The 17555-nt window shown below is 69.4% G+C and carries 17 protein-coding genes; 10 read left to right on the forward strand and 7 right to left on the reverse strand.

Annotation, left to right across the window (positions count from 1 at the left end; genetic code table 11):
• Positions 1–123 precede the first annotated feature (123 nt).
• Both EV652_RS36535 and EV652_RS36540 read right to left on the reverse strand, forming a co-directional pair.
• Positions 124–648, reverse strand: coding sequence for an NfeD family protein (locus tag EV652_RS36535; RefSeq protein WP_132214138.1), 525 nt, complete (start codon positions 646–648; stop codon positions 124–126).
• Positions 649–720: 72 nt separating this feature from the next.
• Positions 721–1503: an ABC transporter ATP-binding protein gene (locus tag EV652_RS36540; protein ID WP_132214140.1), complete on the reverse strand. Its 783-nt coding sequence runs from the start codon at positions 1501–1503 to the stop codon at positions 721–723.
• An 87-nt stretch (positions 1504–1590) separates the two neighbouring features.
• On the opposite strand from EV652_RS36540, the gene EV652_RS36545 reads away from it, so the two are divergent.
• The 10 genes from EV652_RS36545 to EV652_RS36590 all read left to right on the forward strand — a co-directional run bounded on the left by EV652_RS36545 (position 1591) and on the right by EV652_RS36590 (position 13090).
• Positions 1591–2325 carry an Rv1486c family protein gene (locus EV652_RS36545; protein WP_132214142.1) on the forward strand — a complete coding sequence of 245 codons (735 nt, stop codon included), beginning with the start codon at positions 1591–1593 and terminating at the stop codon, positions 2323–2325.
• Between the two features lie 27 nt (positions 2326–2352).
• Positions 2353–3570 carry a phosphoserine phosphatase SerB gene (gene serB, locus EV652_RS36550; protein ID WP_132214144.1) on the forward strand — a complete coding sequence of 406 codons (1218 nt, stop codon included), beginning with the start codon at positions 2353–2355 and terminating at the stop codon, positions 3568–3570.
• Between the two features lie 42 nt (positions 3571–3612).
• Positions 3613–4506 carry a GNAT family N-acetyltransferase gene (locus EV652_RS36555; protein WP_132214146.1) on the forward strand — a complete coding sequence of 298 codons (894 nt, stop codon included), beginning with the start codon at positions 3613–3615 and terminating at the stop codon, positions 4504–4506.
• Positions 4507–4582: 76 nt separating this feature from the next.
• Positions 4583–5962 carry a carbohydrate-binding protein gene (locus EV652_RS36560; RefSeq protein WP_132214148.1) on the forward strand — a complete coding sequence of 460 codons (1380 nt, stop codon included), beginning with the start codon at positions 4583–4585 and terminating at the stop codon, positions 5960–5962.
• Between the two features lie 46 nt (positions 5963–6008).
• Positions 6009–7088 carry a cyanophycinase gene (locus tag EV652_RS36565; protein WP_132214150.1) on the forward strand — a complete coding sequence of 360 codons (1080 nt, stop codon included), beginning with the start codon at positions 6009–6011 and terminating at the stop codon, positions 7086–7088.
• Positions 7085–9877: a cyanophycin synthetase gene (cphA, locus tag EV652_RS36570; protein WP_132214152.1), complete on the forward strand. Its 2793-nt coding sequence runs from the start codon at positions 7085–7087 to the stop codon at positions 9875–9877. The genes EV652_RS36565 and cphA overlap by 4 nt, the downstream gene beginning before the upstream one ends.
• 81 nt (positions 9878–9958) lie before the next feature.
• Complete coding sequence (locus EV652_RS36575) at positions 9959–10483, forward strand: copper chaperone PCu(A)C (RefSeq protein WP_132214154.1); 525 nt, start codon at positions 9959–9961, stop codon at positions 10481–10483.
• Entirely contained in the window at positions 10480–11652 is a 1173-nt protein-coding gene (locus EV652_RS36580; protein ID WP_132214156.1) for a Dyp-type peroxidase, read from the forward strand. Before EV652_RS36575 ends, EV652_RS36580 begins: the two co-directional genes overlap by 4 nt.
• Before the next feature lie 56 nt (positions 11653–11708).
• A complete protein-coding gene (locus tag EV652_RS36585) occupies positions 11709–12239 on the forward strand; it encodes a SigE family RNA polymerase sigma factor (RefSeq protein WP_132214158.1) in 531 nt (176 codons plus the stop codon).
• Positions 12236–13090: a hypothetical protein gene (locus EV652_RS36590; RefSeq protein ID WP_132214160.1), complete on the forward strand. Its 855-nt coding sequence runs from the start codon at positions 12236–12238 to the stop codon at positions 13088–13090. The genes EV652_RS36585 and EV652_RS36590 overlap by 4 nt, the downstream gene beginning before the upstream one ends.
• A 44-nt stretch (positions 13091–13134) precedes the next feature.
• Here EV652_RS36590 and EV652_RS36595 read toward each other — a convergent pair whose 3' ends face one another.
• From EV652_RS36595 to EV652_RS36615, 5 genes are all read right to left on the reverse strand, one after another.
• The gene (locus tag EV652_RS36595; protein WP_132214162.1) at positions 13135–13992 is read right to left on the reverse strand and encodes a hypothetical protein; all 858 of its coding nucleotides are present in this window, start codon (positions 13990–13992) and stop codon (positions 13135–13137) included.
• 36 nt (positions 13993–14028) lie between these two features.
• A complete protein-coding gene (locus EV652_RS36600; RefSeq protein ID WP_132214164.1) occupies positions 14029–15714 on the reverse strand; it encodes a Mur ligase family protein in 1686 nt (561 codons plus the stop codon).
• A 3-nt stretch (positions 15715–15717) separates the two neighbouring features.
• Positions 15718–16488, reverse strand: coding sequence for an enoyl-ACP reductase FabI (fabI, locus tag EV652_RS36605; RefSeq protein ID WP_132214166.1), 771 nt, complete (start codon positions 16486–16488; stop codon positions 15718–15720).
• A gap of 37 nt (positions 16489–16525) precedes the next feature.
• On the reverse strand, positions 16526–17230 hold the full coding sequence (gene fabG / locus EV652_RS36610) for a 3-oxoacyl-[acyl-carrier-protein] reductase (RefSeq protein ID WP_132214168.1): 705 nt from the start codon (positions 17228–17230) through the stop codon (positions 16526–16528).
• A gap of 86 nt (positions 17231–17316) precedes the next feature.
• Complete coding sequence (locus EV652_RS36615) at positions 17317–17529, reverse strand: dodecin (protein ID WP_132214170.1); 213 nt, start codon at positions 17527–17529, stop codon at positions 17317–17319.
• Positions 17530–17555: the final 26 nt, after the last annotated feature.

Here is a 17555-nt window from a genome sequence, read left to right on the forward strand (position 1 = left end):
CCACTCGCCGTACCGGTTCCCCGGCGCGTCGGCTGCCTGATCGCGCAGGTACTTCTGTCGTCCTCCCGTAACCGACAGTACTGCGAACTCAGCACCGCTCAACTGCGGGCCGCCGGGAGGGCGTCAGCTCTGCGGCGGGTCGGTGGGATTCGGGTCCTGGTTGGGCCGCGGGTCGCTGAGCTGGTGGAGCGAATCGCCGACCGGATAGACGACGGCGGTGGCGCCGTCGATCGACATGATCTCCACCCGCGTACCCGGCTGGATCGTGGACACCTCGTCGAACGGGCGGGCGGTCCACAGGTCACCACCGATCCGGATCGAACCGCCGCCGTCCGGGTGGATCTCCTTGACCACGGTGCCGGTGCGGCCGATGACGTGCGCGGAGCCGGTCTTCAGCTCGGGGCCGTGATGGAACTTGCGGGCCAGCAGCGGACGAATCGCGACCAGCATCGCGGCGGCGGTGATCAGTCCGACCACGATCTGCAGCCAGAGCAGTCCTGGGAAGACGGCGCTCACCCCGGCGGCGGTCAGCGCACCGGCCGCCAGCATCAGCAGGGTGAAGTCGAGTGACGCCAGTTCGGCCAGACCGAGGGCGGCGGCAACTGTCAGCCACGCCGCCCAGCTGTTGTCCCGCAGCCAATCCATCATCTGCCAAGCCTATCCACGATTCGGGGCCCTTGGTCGGTTATTGGACGCGCCCTGTTCGCTGCGGGATCCCGGTCAGAGGGCGCGGGCGGTGTAGCGGCCGTCTTCCTGCTTGAGCGAGAGGGCCAGGTCGAACGTCTCGCTGAGGCTTTCGGAGGTGAGGGCCTCGTCGATCGGGCCGGCCGAGACGATGCGGCCACGCTTCAGCAGCAGGGCGTGGGTGAAGCCGGGCGGGACTTCCTCGACGTGGTGGGTGACGAGGACCATCGCCGGTGCACCGGCCGCGGTCGCGATCGAGCTGAGTGAGCGAACCAACTGCTCGCGACCGGTGAGATCGAGGCCGGCCGCGGGCTCGTCCATCAGCATCAGCTCGGGGTCGGTCATCAGCGCGCGGGCGATCTGGACGCGCTTGCGCTCGCCCTCGGACAAGGTGCCGAACGTCCGGTCGCCGAGGTGTCCGATACCCAGCTCCGTCAGCAGCTCCTTGGCCCGCTGGTGGTCCAGTTCGTCGTACTCCTCCCGCCAGCGACCGAGTACGGCGTACGACGCGGAGACCACGACGTCCGACACGCGTTCGCCGCGGGGAAGCCGGTCCGCGAGAGCGGCACTGGTCAGTCCGATCCGCGGCCGCAGCTCGAACACGTCGACCGCACCGAGCACCTCGCCGAGCAGTCCGGCGACACCGGAGGTCGGGTGGATCTGTGCCGCGAGGATCTGCAGCAGCGTCGTCTTGCCGGCGCCGTTCGGGCCGATCACCACCCACCGGTCGGCCTCGTCGACGGTCCAGTCGATCCCGTCGAGCAGCAGCGCCCCACCACGAACGATCGACACCCCGGCCAGCTCCACCACTGCAGTCATGCCCAAAACCTACGGGGTCGCTCGCCCACAGCCGCGCGCGGCCTGCTGATGTCGTGCGGCGACCAGCGTGGTGGGAGACTGGCGGGCGTGTTGACGACCTCCGCCTCGCTTCGGTTCACCGTGTGGACCAACGCGATGCTGACCGGATCCTGTGACCCGGACACCGCTGCCCTGAAGATCCTCGGCGACGATGTCGGGCACCATGTCGCCGGCTTGGCCGCGCATCCGGCGCCGGCGACGCTGCCGGTCGCACTCAATCTGTTACGCGCGGCGGGCGCGAAGGAGGCCCATCTCGCCCTGCCGGTTCCGGGCGATCCGATCGGACTGGCCGGGCCGCCGACCTTCAACGAGGCCGCGCTCGAAACGGGTGAGGCCGTCGTCCTGACGGGCGCCGAGGTCGGGCTCGTTCCGGCGTACGTCGGTCCGGCCGTGCAGTGGACCGTGATGGCGGCGACGAGTCCGCCGCCGGCCGACATCGGTGAGGCGGACCGTGGCCTGCGGCTGGCGTTGATCGAGGCGGCCGAGTCGCTCGCGGCCCTGGACGTCGCGCGGTGGAAGCCGGAGATCGCGGACGCACTGATCGACATCCGCAAGATCGGCAGCGGACGCAACGACGACCTTGCTCCCGGCTACCAACCCCGCGCGGTGAAGACCGCCGCCACCGCTCGCCGGTGTCTCGCCATCGCCGATGCGGCGCTCGAGGACGACGGTGCCGCGGTCACCGGCGCCGAGGCCGACGCCCGCCGCCGTACGCTGACGGATCTGGCCGCCGCCGCCCGCCGCGCCCTCGTCGCGGCATGTGGACCGCCGGTTCACGACTGAACTGGTTTAGGTACCGTTCGTGCTGCCATGACTGGACAGGCTGAGCTCGAGACGACAACGCCCGATCGCCCGACGCTGCTGGTCACGTTGACCGGTACTGACCGCCCGGGCCTGACCTCCGCTGTGCTCTCGACGCTCGCCACCCGCGGGCTCGAGGTGATCGATGCCGAACAGGTGGTCCTCCGGGGTCGCCTGGTGCTCGGTGTGCTGGTGTCCGTGCCACGCGATCACAAGGACCTCAAAGAGGAACTGAAGGCGCTCGGGACGGTCCTCGACGTCGACATCTCGGTGAAGAAGGGCATCGGCGACAACGAGCCCCGGCGCCAGGGCCGTAGCCAGGTGACGGTGATCGGTCACCCGCTGACCGCCGCCGGGCTGGCCGCCATCGCCGGCCGGATCGCCGACACCGGCGCGAACATCGACCGGATCAGCCGGATGGCGCGCTACCCGGTGACCGCGATGGAGATCGCGGTCTCGGGTGCCGATCCGGAGGCGCTGCGGACCGTGCTCGCCCTGGAGGGAGTGCGGCAGAAACTGGACGTCGCCGTCCAGGCCGGCGGGCTGTACCGGCGGGCCAAGCGGCTGATCGTGATGGATGTCGACTCGACGCTGATCCAGGGCGAGGTCATCGAGATGCTCGCCGGGCACGCCGGCCGACTGGAAGAAGTTGCCGCGGTCACCGAACAGGCGATGCGCGGCGAGCTCGACTTCGCCGAGTCCCTGCACCACCGGGTCGCCCAGCTGAAAGGTCTGCCCGAGTCCGCGCTGGACGAGGTGTACCGCGCGATCGAGCTGGCGCCCGGCGCGCGCACCCTGGTGCGGACGCTGAAGCGGCTCGGGTACCAGTTCGCCATCGTCAGCGGCGGCTTCAGCCAGATCACCGACAAGCTGGCCGCCGACCTCGGCATCGACTACGCCACGGCGAACGAACTGGAGATCGTCGACGGCAAGCTCACCGGCCGGGTGATCGGCGACATCGTCGACCGGGCCGGCAAGGCGGTCGCGCTGCGCCGGTTCGCGGCGAAGTCCGGTACGCCGCTGTCCCAGACGGTCGCGATCGGTGACGGCGCCAACGACCTCGACATGCTCGCGGCGGCTGGGCTCGGGGTCGCCTTCAACGCCAAGCCGGTCGTCCAGGCGGCGGCCGACACGCATCTGAGTCACCCCTACCTGGACACGATCCTGTACCTGCTGGGCATCAGCCGCGAGGAAGTGGAAGCCGCCGACGCGGACAATCCGACCTGACCGTTCGCGGGATTTTCCCCGCGGGTGCGCCATGATCGAGACATGCTGCCGCAGGGGTTCGCGAGCCGCTCCGCGACGATAGATGACGCCGACGCGATCTATCGGCTGATGGCCGCGGGCGAGATCCGGTGGCACGGCCGGGCCGAGGTCGCGGCGGACGCGGTCGCGGCGGATCTGCAGCGACCCGAGCTGGACCGTGAGCGCGACACGCTCCTCGTCGAGGCCGCCAACGGTGACCTGGCCGGGTGGGCCTGGCTGCACCTGGCCAAACGCGCTCAGATCGACGTGCATCCGTCGTACTGGGGGCTCGGGATCGGAACCGCGCTGCTCGACTGGGCGGAAGGGCGGTCGCGCGAGGAAGGCAGCGAATGGCTGGCGCAGGCCGTGGACGACGCGGACAAGGCCGGGACCGACCTGCTGCGCTCGCGCGGCTACGAGGTGCTCGCGACCAACTGGCTGCTGGAACGCCCGATCACGACCCCTGGACCGCGGAATGTGCCGGCCGGCGTCACGCTCAGCCGGTACGACGAGGCGAGGGCGCACGAGGTGTACGAGCTGATCGAGGGGGCGTTCTCCGAGTTCCAGCAGCGGCGGAAGTCGTACGACGAATGGTCGCGGCTGACCGTGGAGCGATCCACCTTCCGCCCGGACGCCTCAACGCTGGCGTACGCCGATGACGAGCTCATCGGAGCCGTGATCGCGCTCGACCTCCCGGAGACCGATGAGGGGTACGTCCAGCAGCTCGCCGTCCGCGCGGATCAGCGGGGCAACGGCGTGGCGCGGGCGATGCTCGACGACACCTGCGCCGAGTTCCACCGGCTCGGCCGGCGTGACTGCATCCTCTGGACGCATTCCGGGACCGGCGCCCTCGGCATGTACGAACGCCTCGGCATGCGGGTCCGGCGCAGTACGACGGTTTATCGCCGGACGCACTGAACTCCGACCGTGACGAGCTGTTGACACCTAGCCATGAGAGCGCTCACATTGACCTCACCAATCCCTGGAGGTCGCTATGCGTTCCCGCCCCTTGCTCACCGCATTGCTTGCCCCACTTCTCGTCACCGGCGCCTTGGCCGTTGCGGCACAAGCCAGCGTGCCGCCGCCTCCGGCCGGCTGGACCACGGTCTGGAGTGACGACTTCGACGGGCCCGGCAACACGCTGCCGTCGAGCGCCAACTGGATCATCGACACCGGCCACGGCTACCCGGGCGGCCCCGGGAACTGGGGTACCGGCGAGATCCAGAACTACACGAACAGCACCGACAACCTCGCTCTCGACGGCTCCGGAAACCTGCGCATCACGCCCCGCCGCGACGCGGCCGGCAACTGGACGTCGGCCCGGATCGAGACCCACAAGAGCGACTTCAAACCGCCCGCCGGCGGTGTCCTCGCGATCGAGAGCCGGATCCAGATGCCGAACGTCACCGGCAACGCGGCCCTCGGCTACTGGCCGGCGTTCTGGGCGCTCGGAGCGCCGTACCGCGGGAACTACTGGAACTGGCCGGGCATCGGCGAGTTCGACATCATGGAGAACGTCAACGGGATCAATTCCGTCTGGGCTGTCCTGCACTGTGGCGTGAATCCCGGCGGACCGTGCAACGAGACCAGCGGCCTCGGCGCCAGCCGTGCGTGCCCGGGCTCGAGTTGCCAGTCCGGGTTCCACACCTACCGATTCGAGTGGGACACGAGCATCTCGCCGAACCAGTTGCGCTGGTACGTCGACGGGCAGCAGTTCCACTCGATCAGCCAGGGCCAACTGCCTGCCGACACGTGGACGAACATGACCTCGCACGCCGGCTACTTCATCCTCCTGAACGTCGCCATCGGCGGCGCCTTCCCGGATGCCCTCAACGGACCGACGCCACGGCCTGAGACTGTCCCGGGTCATCCGATGGTCGTTGACTACGTTGCCGTCACATCCCGCGGCGGCGGCACGACTCCGCCCACGACTCCCCCGCCCACCACGCCTCCGCCCGGCGGTGGCAGCGCCTACAGCACCGTGCAGGCCGAGACGTCCACCCAACGGTCCAGCATCGGCGTCGAGACCACCACGGACACCGGCGGCGGCCAGAACCTGATGCAGATCGGCAACGGCGACTGGGCGCTCTACCGCGGGCTCGACTTCGGCAGCACGGCCGCGACCCAGTTCATCGCCAGGGTCGCGTCCGGTGCGGCCGGTGGGGTCAGCGGGCTGGTCGAAGTACGCCTCGACAGTCGCTCGAACGCCCCGATCGGCAGCTTCGCCGTCGCCAACACCGGTGGCTGGCAGTCCTGGCGAACCGTCCCGGCCAACATCAGCGGCGTCACCGGCGTGCATGACGTCTACATCACCTTCACCAGCGGCCAACCCGCTGACTTCGTCAACCTCAACTGGCTCACATTCGGTCACTGACAACCCGATCCAGCGGTAACGGGTCGTCGCCACCTATCCTTCGGCTATGTCTGAACAGCAGGGTGGGGTGAGCGGTGGGCCGGGGGCCCTGTTCGCCATCGGTGGGGCCGAGGACAAGCTGAAGAAGCGGACGGTGCTGCAGGAGTTCGTCGAGGCGGCGGGCGGGTCGAAGGCCCGGATCGTGGTCGTCCCGACCGCGTCCGCGCTCGGTCCGGATGTCGTCGACGTCTACCACGCGCTGTTCGCCGCCCTCGGAGCCGAGAGTGTCGTCGGCGTCCGCCCGGAGAACCGGGAGGACGCCGACGACCCGGCCTTCATCGAGCCGCTGCACAACGCCACCGGTGTCTTCATGACCGGCGGCAACCAGCTGAAGCTGGCCGGTGTCGTCACCGGTACGGCGTTCGGGCGAGCCGTCACCGCCGCCCACGCCCGCGGTGCCGCGGTCGGAGGTACGTCGGCCGGCGCGAGCATCCTGGCCGAGCACATGATCGCCTTCGGCCGGTCCGGCGCGACCCCGCGGCAGCGGATGAGCCAGTTGGCCGGTGGCCTCGGCCTGGTCCAGGGCGCGATCGTCGACCAGCACTTCGCCCAGCGGAACCGGTACGGCCGGCTGCTGTCGCTCGTCGCCCAGTCCCCCGGTCTGCTCGGCATCGGCGTGGACGAGGACACCGCGGCCGTCGTACGCGGGACTCATCTGGAGGTCGTCGGCCGTGGTGCGGTGACGATCTTCGACGGCAGCCGGATCACGTCGAACGCACACCACGCCAAGCGGTCCGAGCCGATCCTGGCGTCGGGCGTCGTATTGCATGTGCTGCCCGCGACCGCGACGTTCGACCTGCAGGCGCGCGTCCTGCTGTCGTACGGGCCGCAGCCGCCGGCCGAGGAGATCGCCGAGATGCAGGCCGCGGAGGCGGATCTGCGCAAGCTGGCCAAGGAGATCGCCGCCGAGGGGGTGTCACCCAAGTACTACGCGGACCGTAAGCGGCGGGCGGGACGTCGGACGGCCACTGCGTCCAAACGGGCCACCGCGGCCGGGGAGTCCAGACCGGAGGCGACCGAGCCGATCACGGCCGGCGCCGAACTCGACACCCCCGACCGCACCCGACCAGACAGTGAGCCCGCATGACCGACACGCACGGCACCCCCAGCCCGGACCTGAAGATCATCGAGACCCGCGTGTACCGCGGGCCGAACATGTGGAGCTACGACCCGGCCATCCACCTCGTCGTCGATCTCGGTTCGCTGGAGAACTTCCCCTCGAACACCATCCCCGGCTTCTCCGAGCGGCTGCTCGAGGCCCTGCCCCGGCTCGACCAGCACCACTGTTCGCGGGGTCGCAGGGGCGGCTTCATCGAGCGCCTGCAGGAGGGCACCTGGCTCGGTCACATCGCCGAGCACGTCGCGCTGCAACTCCAGCAGGAGGCCGGCCACGACATGCGCCGCGGCAAGACCCGCCAGGTCAAGGGCGTGCCCGGCCGCTACAACATCGTCTACTCGTACGCCGACGAGGGTGTCGGCCTGGCCGCCGGTGAGCTGGCGATCCGGTTCGTGAACTACCTGGTCCAGCCGACGCCGGATTTCGACTTCACCACCGAGCTGGAGACGTTCATCAAGCGGGCCGAGCGGAGCGCCTTCGGCCCGTCGACCCAGGCGATCGTCGACGAGGCGGTCTCCCGCGACATCCCGTGGATCCGGCTGAACAAGGCCAGTCTGGTGCAGCTCGGCCAGGGTGTGCACGCCAAACGGATCCGGGCCACGATGACGTCGGAGACCGGATCGATCGCGGTCGACGTGGCCGGCGACAAGGACCTGACCACCCGCCTGCTGGCGTCGGCCGGTCTGCCGGTACCCCGCTCGGACTCGGTCCGTACCGTCGAGGACGCGGTAACGGTCGCCAACAAGATCGGCTACCCGGTCGTGTGCAAGCCGCTCGACGGCAACCACGGCCGAGGTGTGTGCCTGAACCTGCAGGACGCGGACGCCGTCCGCGAGGCGTTCCCGATCGCGGTCGAGCAGTCCCGTCGCGGCTGGGTGATCGTGGAGAACTTCGTCACCGGCAAGGACTATCGCTGCCTGATCATCAACGGCCGGATGGAAGCGATCGCCGAACGCGTGCCCGCGCACGTGGTCGGTGACGGCATCCACACCGTGGCCGAGCTGGTCGACATCACCAACGCCGACCCGCGCCGCGGTGTCGGGCACGAGAAGATCCTGACCCGGATCACCATCAACAACGCCGCCCGCGAACTGGTCCGCAGCCAGGGGTTCGAGCTGGACGACGTACCGCCGGAAGACACCATGGTCAAGCTGACGCTGACCGGGAACATGTCCACCGGCGGCATCTCGATCGACCGGACCTTCGAGGCCCACCCGGAGAACGTCGAGATCGCCGAGGAGGCGGCCCGGATGATCGGGCTCGACATCGCCGGTATCGACTTCATCTGCCCGGACATCACCCAGCCGGTGCGCGAGACCGGCGGCGCGATCTGCGAGGTGAACGCGGCACCCGGCTTCCGGATGCACACCAACCCGACGATCGGCGAACCGCAGTACATCGCCAAGCCGGTGGTCGACATGCTGTTCCCGCCGGGGGCGACCAGCCGGATCCCGATCGTCGCGGTGACCGGGACGAACGGCAAGACCACCACCGCGCGGATGATCAGCCATGTCTTCAAGGGCATCGGTCGCAAGGTCGGGATGACGTCGACCGACGGCATCGTGATCGACGAGCGGCTGGTGATCCGGGCCGACGCGTCCGGGCCGAAGTCCGCCCGGATGGTCCTGCAGAACCCCCGGGTCGACTTCGCCGTCTTCGAGGTGGCCCGCGGTGGGATCCTGCGCGAGGGCCTCGGCTACGAACGCAACGACGTGGCTGTGGTTCTCAACATCCAGCCCGATCACCTCGGTCTGCGGGGTGTGGACACGCTCGAGCAATTGGCCGATGTGAAGGCGGTGCTCGTCGAGGCGGTGCCGCGGACCGGGTACGCCGTACTGAACGCGGACGATCCGTTGGTGCGCAAGATGCGGCGGAAGTGTTCCGGCCAGGTGGTGTGGTTCAGCATGGCCGAGCCGGGCAGCGAGGTGCGCGACTACATCGAGGGCCACTGCCGGCGTGGTGGGCGGGCCGTCGTCCTGGAGCGCTCGGACCTGGGCGACATGATCGTGGTCAAGCACGGCCGCCGGTCGATGCAGCTGGCCTGGACACACTTGCTGCCGGCAACGTTCGGCGGGCGGGCGATGATGAACGTGCAGAACTCGATGGCCGCCGCGGCCGCCGCGTTCGCCGCCGGTGCGCCACTCCATGACATCCGGCAGGGCCTGCGGACGTTCAGTACGTCGTACTACCTCTCCCCCGGCCGGTTGAACGAGATCGACGTTGACGGCCGGACGGTGATCGTCGACTACTGCCACAACGCGCCCGCGATGCGGATGCTCGGTGACTTCGTCGACCGGCTCGGCGAAAGCCTCAACGCGTCGTCGGAGCTCGGGCGACCGTCCCGGATCGGCGTGGTCGCGACCGCCGGCGACCGGCGTGACGACGACATGCGCGAGCTTGGTGAGGTCGCGGCTCAGCACTTCGACGTGGTCGTCGTCCGCGAGGACGTCCGGCTACGCGGCCGCAAGCGCGGTGAGTCGGCGGGGTTGGTCGAGGAGGGTGTCCGCGCCGCGATGGAGAACGGAGCGCGCTGCCGCCAGGTCGACATCGAGCTGGACGAGCTGGAAGCGGTCCGGCATGCGCTGGGCCGCTCCAACCGGGGTGATCTCGTCGTCCTGTGCGTCGACCAGCACCAGACGGTTCTCGCGGAGCTCGAGTCGGTCTCACACCTCGCCCAGGCCGGTGCCCGCTCGGGCGACGAGGGCGGCGATCCGGACTTCATCCAGCCTGATGACGACGGGGCCACGTCGGCAGAATGACGAACCTCTCGAGGTGATCGGGACACGGTCGGGATCGCCTGAGGCCGGAACTCACCTGGGGTCACGGTCGTTGGCCTGTCCGTGAAGCTGACGTTGCTGACGGCCACGCTGGCCGTCGCCCTCCCGGTGTTGCTGTCGTCCTGTGGATCTTCCCCGGAGCCCGCGACGCAAGCAGCCGCGACCACGCCCTCGGTGCTGGTCGAGGACGCGTGGGTACGGGCGACGGTCGGTGCGAAGGACACCGGCATGACGGCGGCGTTCATGTCGCTGACCAACCCCGGGAACGCGGACATCCAGTTGACCTCGGCAACCTCTCCGGTGGCAGGGATCGTGCAGTTGCACGAGATGGCGATGAAGGGCGGCAAGATGGTGATGCAGGAGAAGACGGGCGGCATCACCGTCCCGGCCACCTCCCACACCCACCTTTCCCCCGGCGGCGACCACGTCATGCTGATGGGCCTCAAGCAGCCACTGGAGCCAGGTGACGAAGTCCCGGTGACGCTCAAGTTCTCCGACGGCACCTCCCACGACCTGACCGTCCCGGTCAAGGCCTTCACCGAGGAGGAAGAGCACTACCATCCGACGCCGACGCCCGGCGCGAAGTGACCACCAGACGACAATTCTTCGGGTACGCCGGAGCGGCCGCCGCTGGTGCGGCCGTCTCCGGCGGCGCTGTGGTTGCCCTCGACAACGACAAGCCTCAGCAACAGGCCGTGGCGCGGCTGATCAGCCCGTACGGCGAGCACCAGCCCGGCATCGCGGCTCCGTCTCCCAGACACGCTGAGCTGGTGGGGTTGAAGCTGCTGCCGGGGACGGACAAGGCCGCGCTCGGGCGGCTAATGCGGTTGTGGAGCAACGACATTGTTGCTCTGGCCAACGGACGGCCGGCGCCTGGAGACACGGCACCGGAGCTTGCGGTGGCGAACGTCGCGCTGACGACGACCGTGGGCTTCGGTCCGCGGGTCTTCGAGCTGACCGGGAACAAGCCGGCCGGGCTTGACGATCTGCCGGTGATGAAACATGACCGGCTCGATCCGGCGTGGTCGGGTGGGGATCTGCTGGTGATGGTCGGCGCGGACGACGCCGTGAGCGTCGTAGACGCCGTACGGCGGCTTGTTGCTGATGCGAAGCCGTCTGCCACCCCGCTGTGGCGGCAATCCGGTTTCTGGAACGGGACCGGCTCCGAGGGTCAGCCCGTGACCGGCCGGAACCTGTTCGGCCAGGTCGACGGCACCGGCAACCCGGCCGTCGGTACGCCGGACTTCGACAGCACGGTGTGGTCGTCCGACGGCCCCGACTGGTTCCGCGGCGGTACGACGCTCGTCGTACGGCGGATCCGGATGAACCTGGACACCTGGGACAAGCTGACGCGATCGGAGCAGGAGCGTGCGGTCGGCCGCAAACTGTCGAACGGTGCACCGCTGACCGGCACGGCCGAGCACGACGAGCTGGACCTCGAGGCCCGGGACACCGACGGCCGACTCGTAATCGCCGAGAACTCGCATGCCCGGCTCTCGCACCACTCGGAGAACGACGGCCGCCGGATCTTCCGGAAGGGCCTCAACTACGTTCAGGACAACGGCCCCAATCGCGAATCCGGGCTGATCTTCCTCAGCCACCAGGCCGACGTCGCCGGCCAGTTCCTCCCCCTGCTCGCCCGCCTCGACGCGGCCGACGCCCTGAACGAATGGACCACCACGATCGGGTCCGCCGTCTTCGCCCTCCCACCCGGTTTCCAGCCCGGCGGCTGGCTGGCGCAGAAACTTCTCGGCTGACCTTGTCACCCTGCGACGCTGAGGACGGCGTTCGAGGGGGTGAGGAAGGGATGCCGATGAGATCAGACCCGATCAGCGAGGATTTCGACGCCTTCGTGCGGGCTCGCTGGACCGCGACCGCGCGACTTGCGTACGCGCTCACCCTGGACCACCAGAAGGCGGAGGATCTCGCGCAGGAGGCGTTCACCAAGCTCTGGTTCCACTGGCGCAAGGTGAGCGGTGGGAACCCCGAGGGGTATCTGCGCAAGATCGTCACCACCACGTTCCTGTCCGCTCGCCGACGCCGCTGGATCGGCGAACGCCCGACGGAGACACCACCGGATATCGCGGTCGGCCCGGCCACCGGACAGGTGGACGAGCGGCTCGCCCTGCGCGCCGCGATGGCGCGGCTGAGTCCACGGCAGCGCGCCGCGGTCTATCTGCGGTACGCCGAGGATCTGTCCGAACGATCCGTCGCAGAGCTGCTCGGCTGCTCGGTCGGCGCCGTGAAGCAGCACACCCGGCGCGGCCTGGAAGCGCTCCGCACAGACCAGCACTTCAGCACACCCGACGAACTGGCCGACCTGGCCGGGAGGGGCATCGCATGACCGACGACCTGAGCGCGAAGCTCGCCGTACTGACCGAAAGCCGTCCCGAGCCGGCCGACCCGGCTGGTCCGATCCGCCTCCGCATCAAGCGCCGGCAGCGCCGCCGCCGTGCGACCGCGGTCGTCGTGGCGACAGCCGCCGCCACCGCCGCCGTCCTCGCCACCGGCCCGCTGCTCGGATCGATCCGCTCGGCGAGCGACGAACCCGGTGTCGCGGGCTTCGCGCCCTCGATCACGGTGCTGACCTCCCAGACGATGCCGACGCTCCCGAGCACCTCGATCACCGGCGATCACAAGACCGTGATGCCGCCGCCGTGGTCGGCCGAGGTCTTCACCAAGATGCCGGACGCCAACGCTTACCTGCCCAAGGCCTACTACGTCGCGAAGGGGACGATTCCGACCGAGAGCTGGGCGATGCTCGCCTTCTCGCAGTACGGCTGCATGGTCAGCGACGAGGGCCCGGCGACCAGCTTCGGCCGGCCGTACGTCTGCTTCAACGAATGGAAGCCCGGCCGGCGAGCCGGCCATCACGTGGTTCAGGGGTATCAGAAGGAGAAGGGCGCCGCGAAGAGCGACCAGACGCTGGTGTTCGGCGCCGCCTCCGCCGACGCGCGCAAGGTCGTGATCACGGCCGGCGGAAAGACCTACACGGCCGACGCGGTCGGCACGCCGGCAACGGACAAGCTGCGCTTCTTCGCCCTGGTGATCCCGCGCAAGGACCTCAAGGTGACCGCGGTAACCCCACTTGACGCGGCCGGGAAACTCGCCGGCGCACCCAAGGGCGTCCCGACCGGTCTGCCGTGCGACACGGACCCGGACGCCGACTGCGGGGCTGCGACACCCGCCAAATAGCGAGGGTCGTCCGGGGAGGATCGACATCCTCCCCGGGCTACGCCTCAGGACCAATCGGGGGCCCGGCGGGCCAGGAGGCGGCGTTTCGGTTCCTCGTGGTCGATCCAGTCGAGGTCGTCCGAGAGTACGGCGTCGTTGGTGCGATCGGCGTACGGGTCGGGCGGCGACGGGGGTGGCGGCAGGGCGCGGAGCTTGAGCGCCACCATCGGGATCGCGAGCAGCACGGCCAGCACCAGCCAGGGCCAGTACTCACGCAACATCGGTTCGAACGACTGGAAGAACGCGTCCGTCGCCGCATCCGCGATCAGGTCGGTCGACTGCCCCGCGGGCGCCCGGCTGATGGTCCGGATCGCCGCGACGATCCCGAACGCGGCCAGGTAGAAGCCTGCCAACGGCAACCAGGAGTACGCCGATCTCCAGCCACGCCGCCAGCAGGCGACGTACAGCAGGATGGCCAGCCCGGCCGCGACCAGCAGACCGTTCAGCTGCCACAGCCAACGCCAGTCCTGCAGTTGGTTCGCCGGGCGGAGTGCAACCCAGGCGATCGGGATCGCGACGGCGAACGCGGCCACCACGGAGCTTCTGGCGCCCAGGGCTCCGAACAGGGCGCCGACAGCGCTTGCCACCAGCAACGTGATCAGGAACCCCTTGTCGGTGAAGGAGTTCCCGGTCAACCACCACATGCCGGTGGCAACAACCAGGACGAGCGGCAGGGTGAACCGGATCCGGCCGACGAACAGCCCGGCCGCCACTCCACCGGCGAACCCGCCCAGCACGAGCAGGTCCAGCCGCGCCGGCACGAACAGCGTCGTACCGTCCGGGAGTCCCTTCAGATACGTGGCGGCGAAACCCGCCACGAACCAGGCGACAACCGCGGACGGCACCGTCCACAAGTAGCGCATCTCACCCCGTTCCCGCCCCAACCGCAGGCGGAGGGGCTAGTGCTGGGCTCTGTCGACCTTGGCCTTCAAGGTCTCCGGTGTGTCGACGGTAGCTCCCTCGGCCCGCAACCAGGCGTCAAGACTCGCCCGATCCTGCAGAGACATCACCGCGACCACGTCCCCGGGCTTCGCCTCGGCGACCAGCGCCTGCGCCGCCTCCAGCTCGGTCGGGTACGCCGGTACGTCGTCCACGCCGACCGAGGCGGCACCCTCGCGGAACACCTCCTCGAGCTCCGACGGCGGCCGGCCACGCAGGTACTCGCTCTTGTGGCCGATCATCACCCGGTCGGCGCCCCGGGCACCGATCGCACCCAGCGCGGAGACCATGTCGTCGGCCCGGTCCCCCGGCGAACCGAGGGCCAGCAGCAACCGTCCGTCCGGCTCCCGGACGCCGTTCATGATCTCGAGTAGCGCCTCCAGACCGGCCTCGTTGTGGGCGAGGTCGATCACCACGGTGAAGTCGCGCAGCGAGTACATGTTCATCCGGCCGGGGTTGTTCTCGTTCGGCGCGAACGAGCTCAGCCCCTCGATCACCGCGGCCCGCGGCAGCCCGAGCCCGAGCGCCGCCGACGCCGCGGCCAGCGCGTTCTCCACGTTGTAGTGCGACAGCCCGGACAGCGTCATCGGTACGTCGACGACCTTCAGCAGCGGCTCCGGGTCGCTGGCCTGGTCGAGCACCGTGATGAACCCGTCCAACACGGTCGTCGCCCGGCCACCCTCGTCCAGCACGGTCCGGATCGACGGCGAGTCGGCTTCGCGGGAGAACACCCAGCACTTGGCCGGTGAGCCGAGTCGCATCGCGAACGTCCGCGGGTCGTCGCCGTTCACCACACACCAGCCCCGCGGCCGGGTGATCTGCGTGATCACCGCCTTCACCTCGGCCAGTTGGTCGACGGTGTCGATACCGCCCAGACCGAGATGGTCCGCGCTGACGTTGGTGACCACTGACACGTCGTTCGAGGTCACGCCGACGCCGCGCCGGAGGATGCCGCCGCGGGCGGTCTCGGTCACCGCGAGCTGGATCCCCGGCTGGGACAGCACCTGACCGGCACCGCTCGGGCCGGAGTAGTCGCCGTACTTGACCAGCTCGCCGTCGAAGTACACGCCATCGGTGCTGGACCAGCCGACGTGCAGCCCGGCCGCACGCCCGATGTGCGCGATCATCCGCGAGGTGGTGGTCTTGCCGTTCGTCCCGGTCACCGCGACCACCGGTACCTTCGGCCGCAGGGTCGGCGGCGGGTTGCCCGGCGGCTCGTTCCGGACCCGGTCCCCGACGGTCTCGATCAGCTCGGTGAGGTCGTCGGCGCCAAACGCGTCCAGCACCTCCACGATCGCCGCACCGAGCGCTCGGGCCCGGTCCTCATGGGCCCACGGGAAGGCCACGACAAGACGTCGTACGTCGGACTCCGGGCGGACCCGGACACCGATCCGTCCGATCCCGGCCTCGCGCGCGATCCGTCGTACGACGTGACCCGCGACCCGGATCGCGAACCGCTGCCGGAAGCCGGAGCCGATCCGTCCGGGCCGCGTGGTGCCGAGACCGATCGCCTGGCCGTACGCCTTCGCGGCGGGTGCCGGAGCATCGACGAGTGCGGACACGTCAAGCGTGAGCTTGATGGCGGCACGACTGAAGTAGAGGTTGGCGCCGTCCAGGACGCGGAGCTCAACCAGCGATGTGGCCAACCTCTACGCTCCCATCGCGTGGTAGCCGCCATCGACGTGCACGATCTCGCCGGTGGTCGCGGGGAAGAAGTCACTGAGCAGGGCCACGATGGTCCGGCCGGTCGGCTCGAGATCGGACGGATCCCAGCCCAGCGGGGCGCGGTCCAGCCACGGCTCCTCGAACTTCTCGAAGCCCGGAATCGCCTTGGCAGCCAGGGTCTTCAGCGGGCCGGCCGAGACCAGGTTGCAGCGGATGCCCTGTGCACCGAGGTCACGCGCCAGGTACCGGCTCGTCGACTCCAGGGCAGCCTTGGCCACACCCATCCAGTCGTACCCGGGCCAGGCCACGGTGGCGTCGAAGGTCAGCCCGACCACGCTGCCGCCCCGGCTCATCAACGGCGCGCAGGTGACCGCAAGCGCCTTCAGCGAGTACGCCGAGACGTGCACGGCCTGCGACACGTCCTCCCACGGCCCGTCCAGGAACTTGCCGCCGAGGATCGTCTCCGGGTTGCCGTAGGCGATCGAGTGCACGACGCCGTCCAGGCCGTCGACATGCTCGCGGACGGCGTCCGGCAGCGCCGCGAGGTGGTCGGGTTTCGTGACGTCCAGCTCCAGGACGGGAGGCTCGACCGGCAGGCGTTTGGCGATCCGTTTGGTGATGCTCAGCGCGCGGCCGAAGTTCGAGATCAGCACGGTGGCGCCTTGTTCCTGCGCCACCTTGGCCGTGGCGAAGCCGATCGAGGAGTCCAGCGTGACTCCGGCGACCAGGATCCGCTTGCCGTCGAGGATGCCCACCGGCGTCCCTTTCTGCGAAGAAGTGTGTGTGGGTGTTCTAGTTGCCCATGCCGATACCGCCGTCGACCGGGATCACCGCACCGGTGATGTAACCGGCCTCGTCGGAGGCGAGCCAGCGGACCGCGTTGGCGATCTCCTCGGTCAGGCCGAACCGGCCGAGCGGGATCTGGCTCAGGTACTGCTTCTGGGTCTCTTCCGGCAGCACGGCCGTCATGTCGGTCTCGACGAAACCGGGCGCGACCACGTTCGCGGTGATACCGCGGCTGCCGAGCTCGCGGGCGATCGAGCGGGACATGCCGATCAGGCCGGACTTGCTGGCCGCGTAGTTCACCTGGCCGGGCGAGCCGAGCATGCCGACGACCGAGGAGATGAAGACGATCCGCCCCCGGCGCAGCCGCAGCATGCCCTTGGCCGCCCGCCGGGCGACCCGGAACGAGCCGGTCAGGTTGGTCTCGAGGACGGCGTCCCAGTCGTCGTCGGACATCCGCAGCAGCAGCGTGTCCCGGGTGATGCCGGCGTTCGCCACCAGCACCTCGACCGGGCCGTGCGCCTCCTGGATCGTGTCGAACGCCGCGTCGACCTGCTCCTGGTCGGTGATGTCGCACTTGACCCCGAGGAAGCCCTCCGGCGGCGGGCTGGTGTTGTAGGTGACGGCGACCTGGTCACCGGCCTCCCGGAACGCGGTCGCGATCGCCAGCCCGATGCCCCGGCTGCCACCAGTCACCAACACAGACCTGCTCACAAGCCCTCCTCACACGTCGCCAGTCGGACGAACGCTATCGCCCGCCACCCGGATCCCCGGATGGCGGGTGGTGTCGGTGGTAGCGATCAGGAGTCTTCGAGGCGGAAGCCGACCTTCATACCCACCTGGTAGTGGTCGATCTGGTTGTCGACGATGTGGCCGCGGATCTCGGTGACCTCGAACCAGTCGAGGTGCCGCAGCGTGTCGCCGGCCCGGGTGATGCCGTTGGTGATCGCCTCCTTCACGCCCTCCTTGGACGTGCCGACGATCTCGGTGACGCGGTAGGTGCGATCAGTCATCTGACTTTCCTTCCCATCCTGGCTGC

This window comes from Kribbella steppae (assembly GCF_004342025.1).
Lineage (GTDB): Bacteria > Actinomycetota > Actinomycetes > Propionibacteriales > Kribbellaceae > Kribbella > Kribbella steppae.

Coding starts and splice junctions, on each gene's coding strand:
- EV652_RS36540 (WP_132214140.1), bottom strand. CDS start 1,503: ATGACTGCAGTGGTGGAGCTGGCCGGGGTGTCGATCGTTCGTGGTGGG.
- EV652_RS36565 (WP_132214150.1), top strand. CDS start 6,009: ATGTCTGAACAGCAGGGTGGGGTGAGCGGTGGGCCGGGGGCCCTGTTC.
- EV652_RS36595 (WP_132214162.1), bottom strand. CDS start 13,992: ATGCGCTACTTGTGGACGGTGCCGTCCGCGGTTGTCGCCTGGTTCGTG.
- EV652_RS36590 (WP_132214160.1), top strand. CDS start 12,236: ATGACCGACGACCTGAGCGCGAAGCTCGCCGTACTGACCGAAAGCCGT.
- EV652_RS36555 (WP_132214146.1), top strand. CDS start 3,613: ATGCTGCCGCAGGGGTTCGCGAGCCGCTCCGCGACGATAGATGACGCC.
- cphA (WP_132214152.1), top strand. CDS start 7,085: ATGACCGACACGCACGGCACCCCCAGCCCGGACCTGAAGATCATCGAG.
- EV652_RS36585 (WP_132214158.1), top strand. CDS start 11,709: ATGAGATCAGACCCGATCAGCGAGGATTTCGACGCCTTCGTGCGGGCT.
- EV652_RS36615 (WP_132214170.1), bottom strand. CDS start 17,529: ATGACTGATCGCACCTACCGCGTCACCGAGATCGTCGGCACGTCCAAG.
- serB (WP_132214144.1), top strand. CDS start 2,353: ATGACTGGACAGGCTGAGCTCGAGACGACAACGCCCGATCGCCCGACG.
- EV652_RS36535 (WP_132214138.1), bottom strand. CDS start 648: ATGATGGATTGGCTGCGGGACAACAGCTGGGCGGCGTGGCTGACAGTT.
- EV652_RS36560 (WP_132214148.1), top strand. CDS start 4,583: ATGCGTTCCCGCCCCTTGCTCACCGCATTGCTTGCCCCACTTCTCGTC.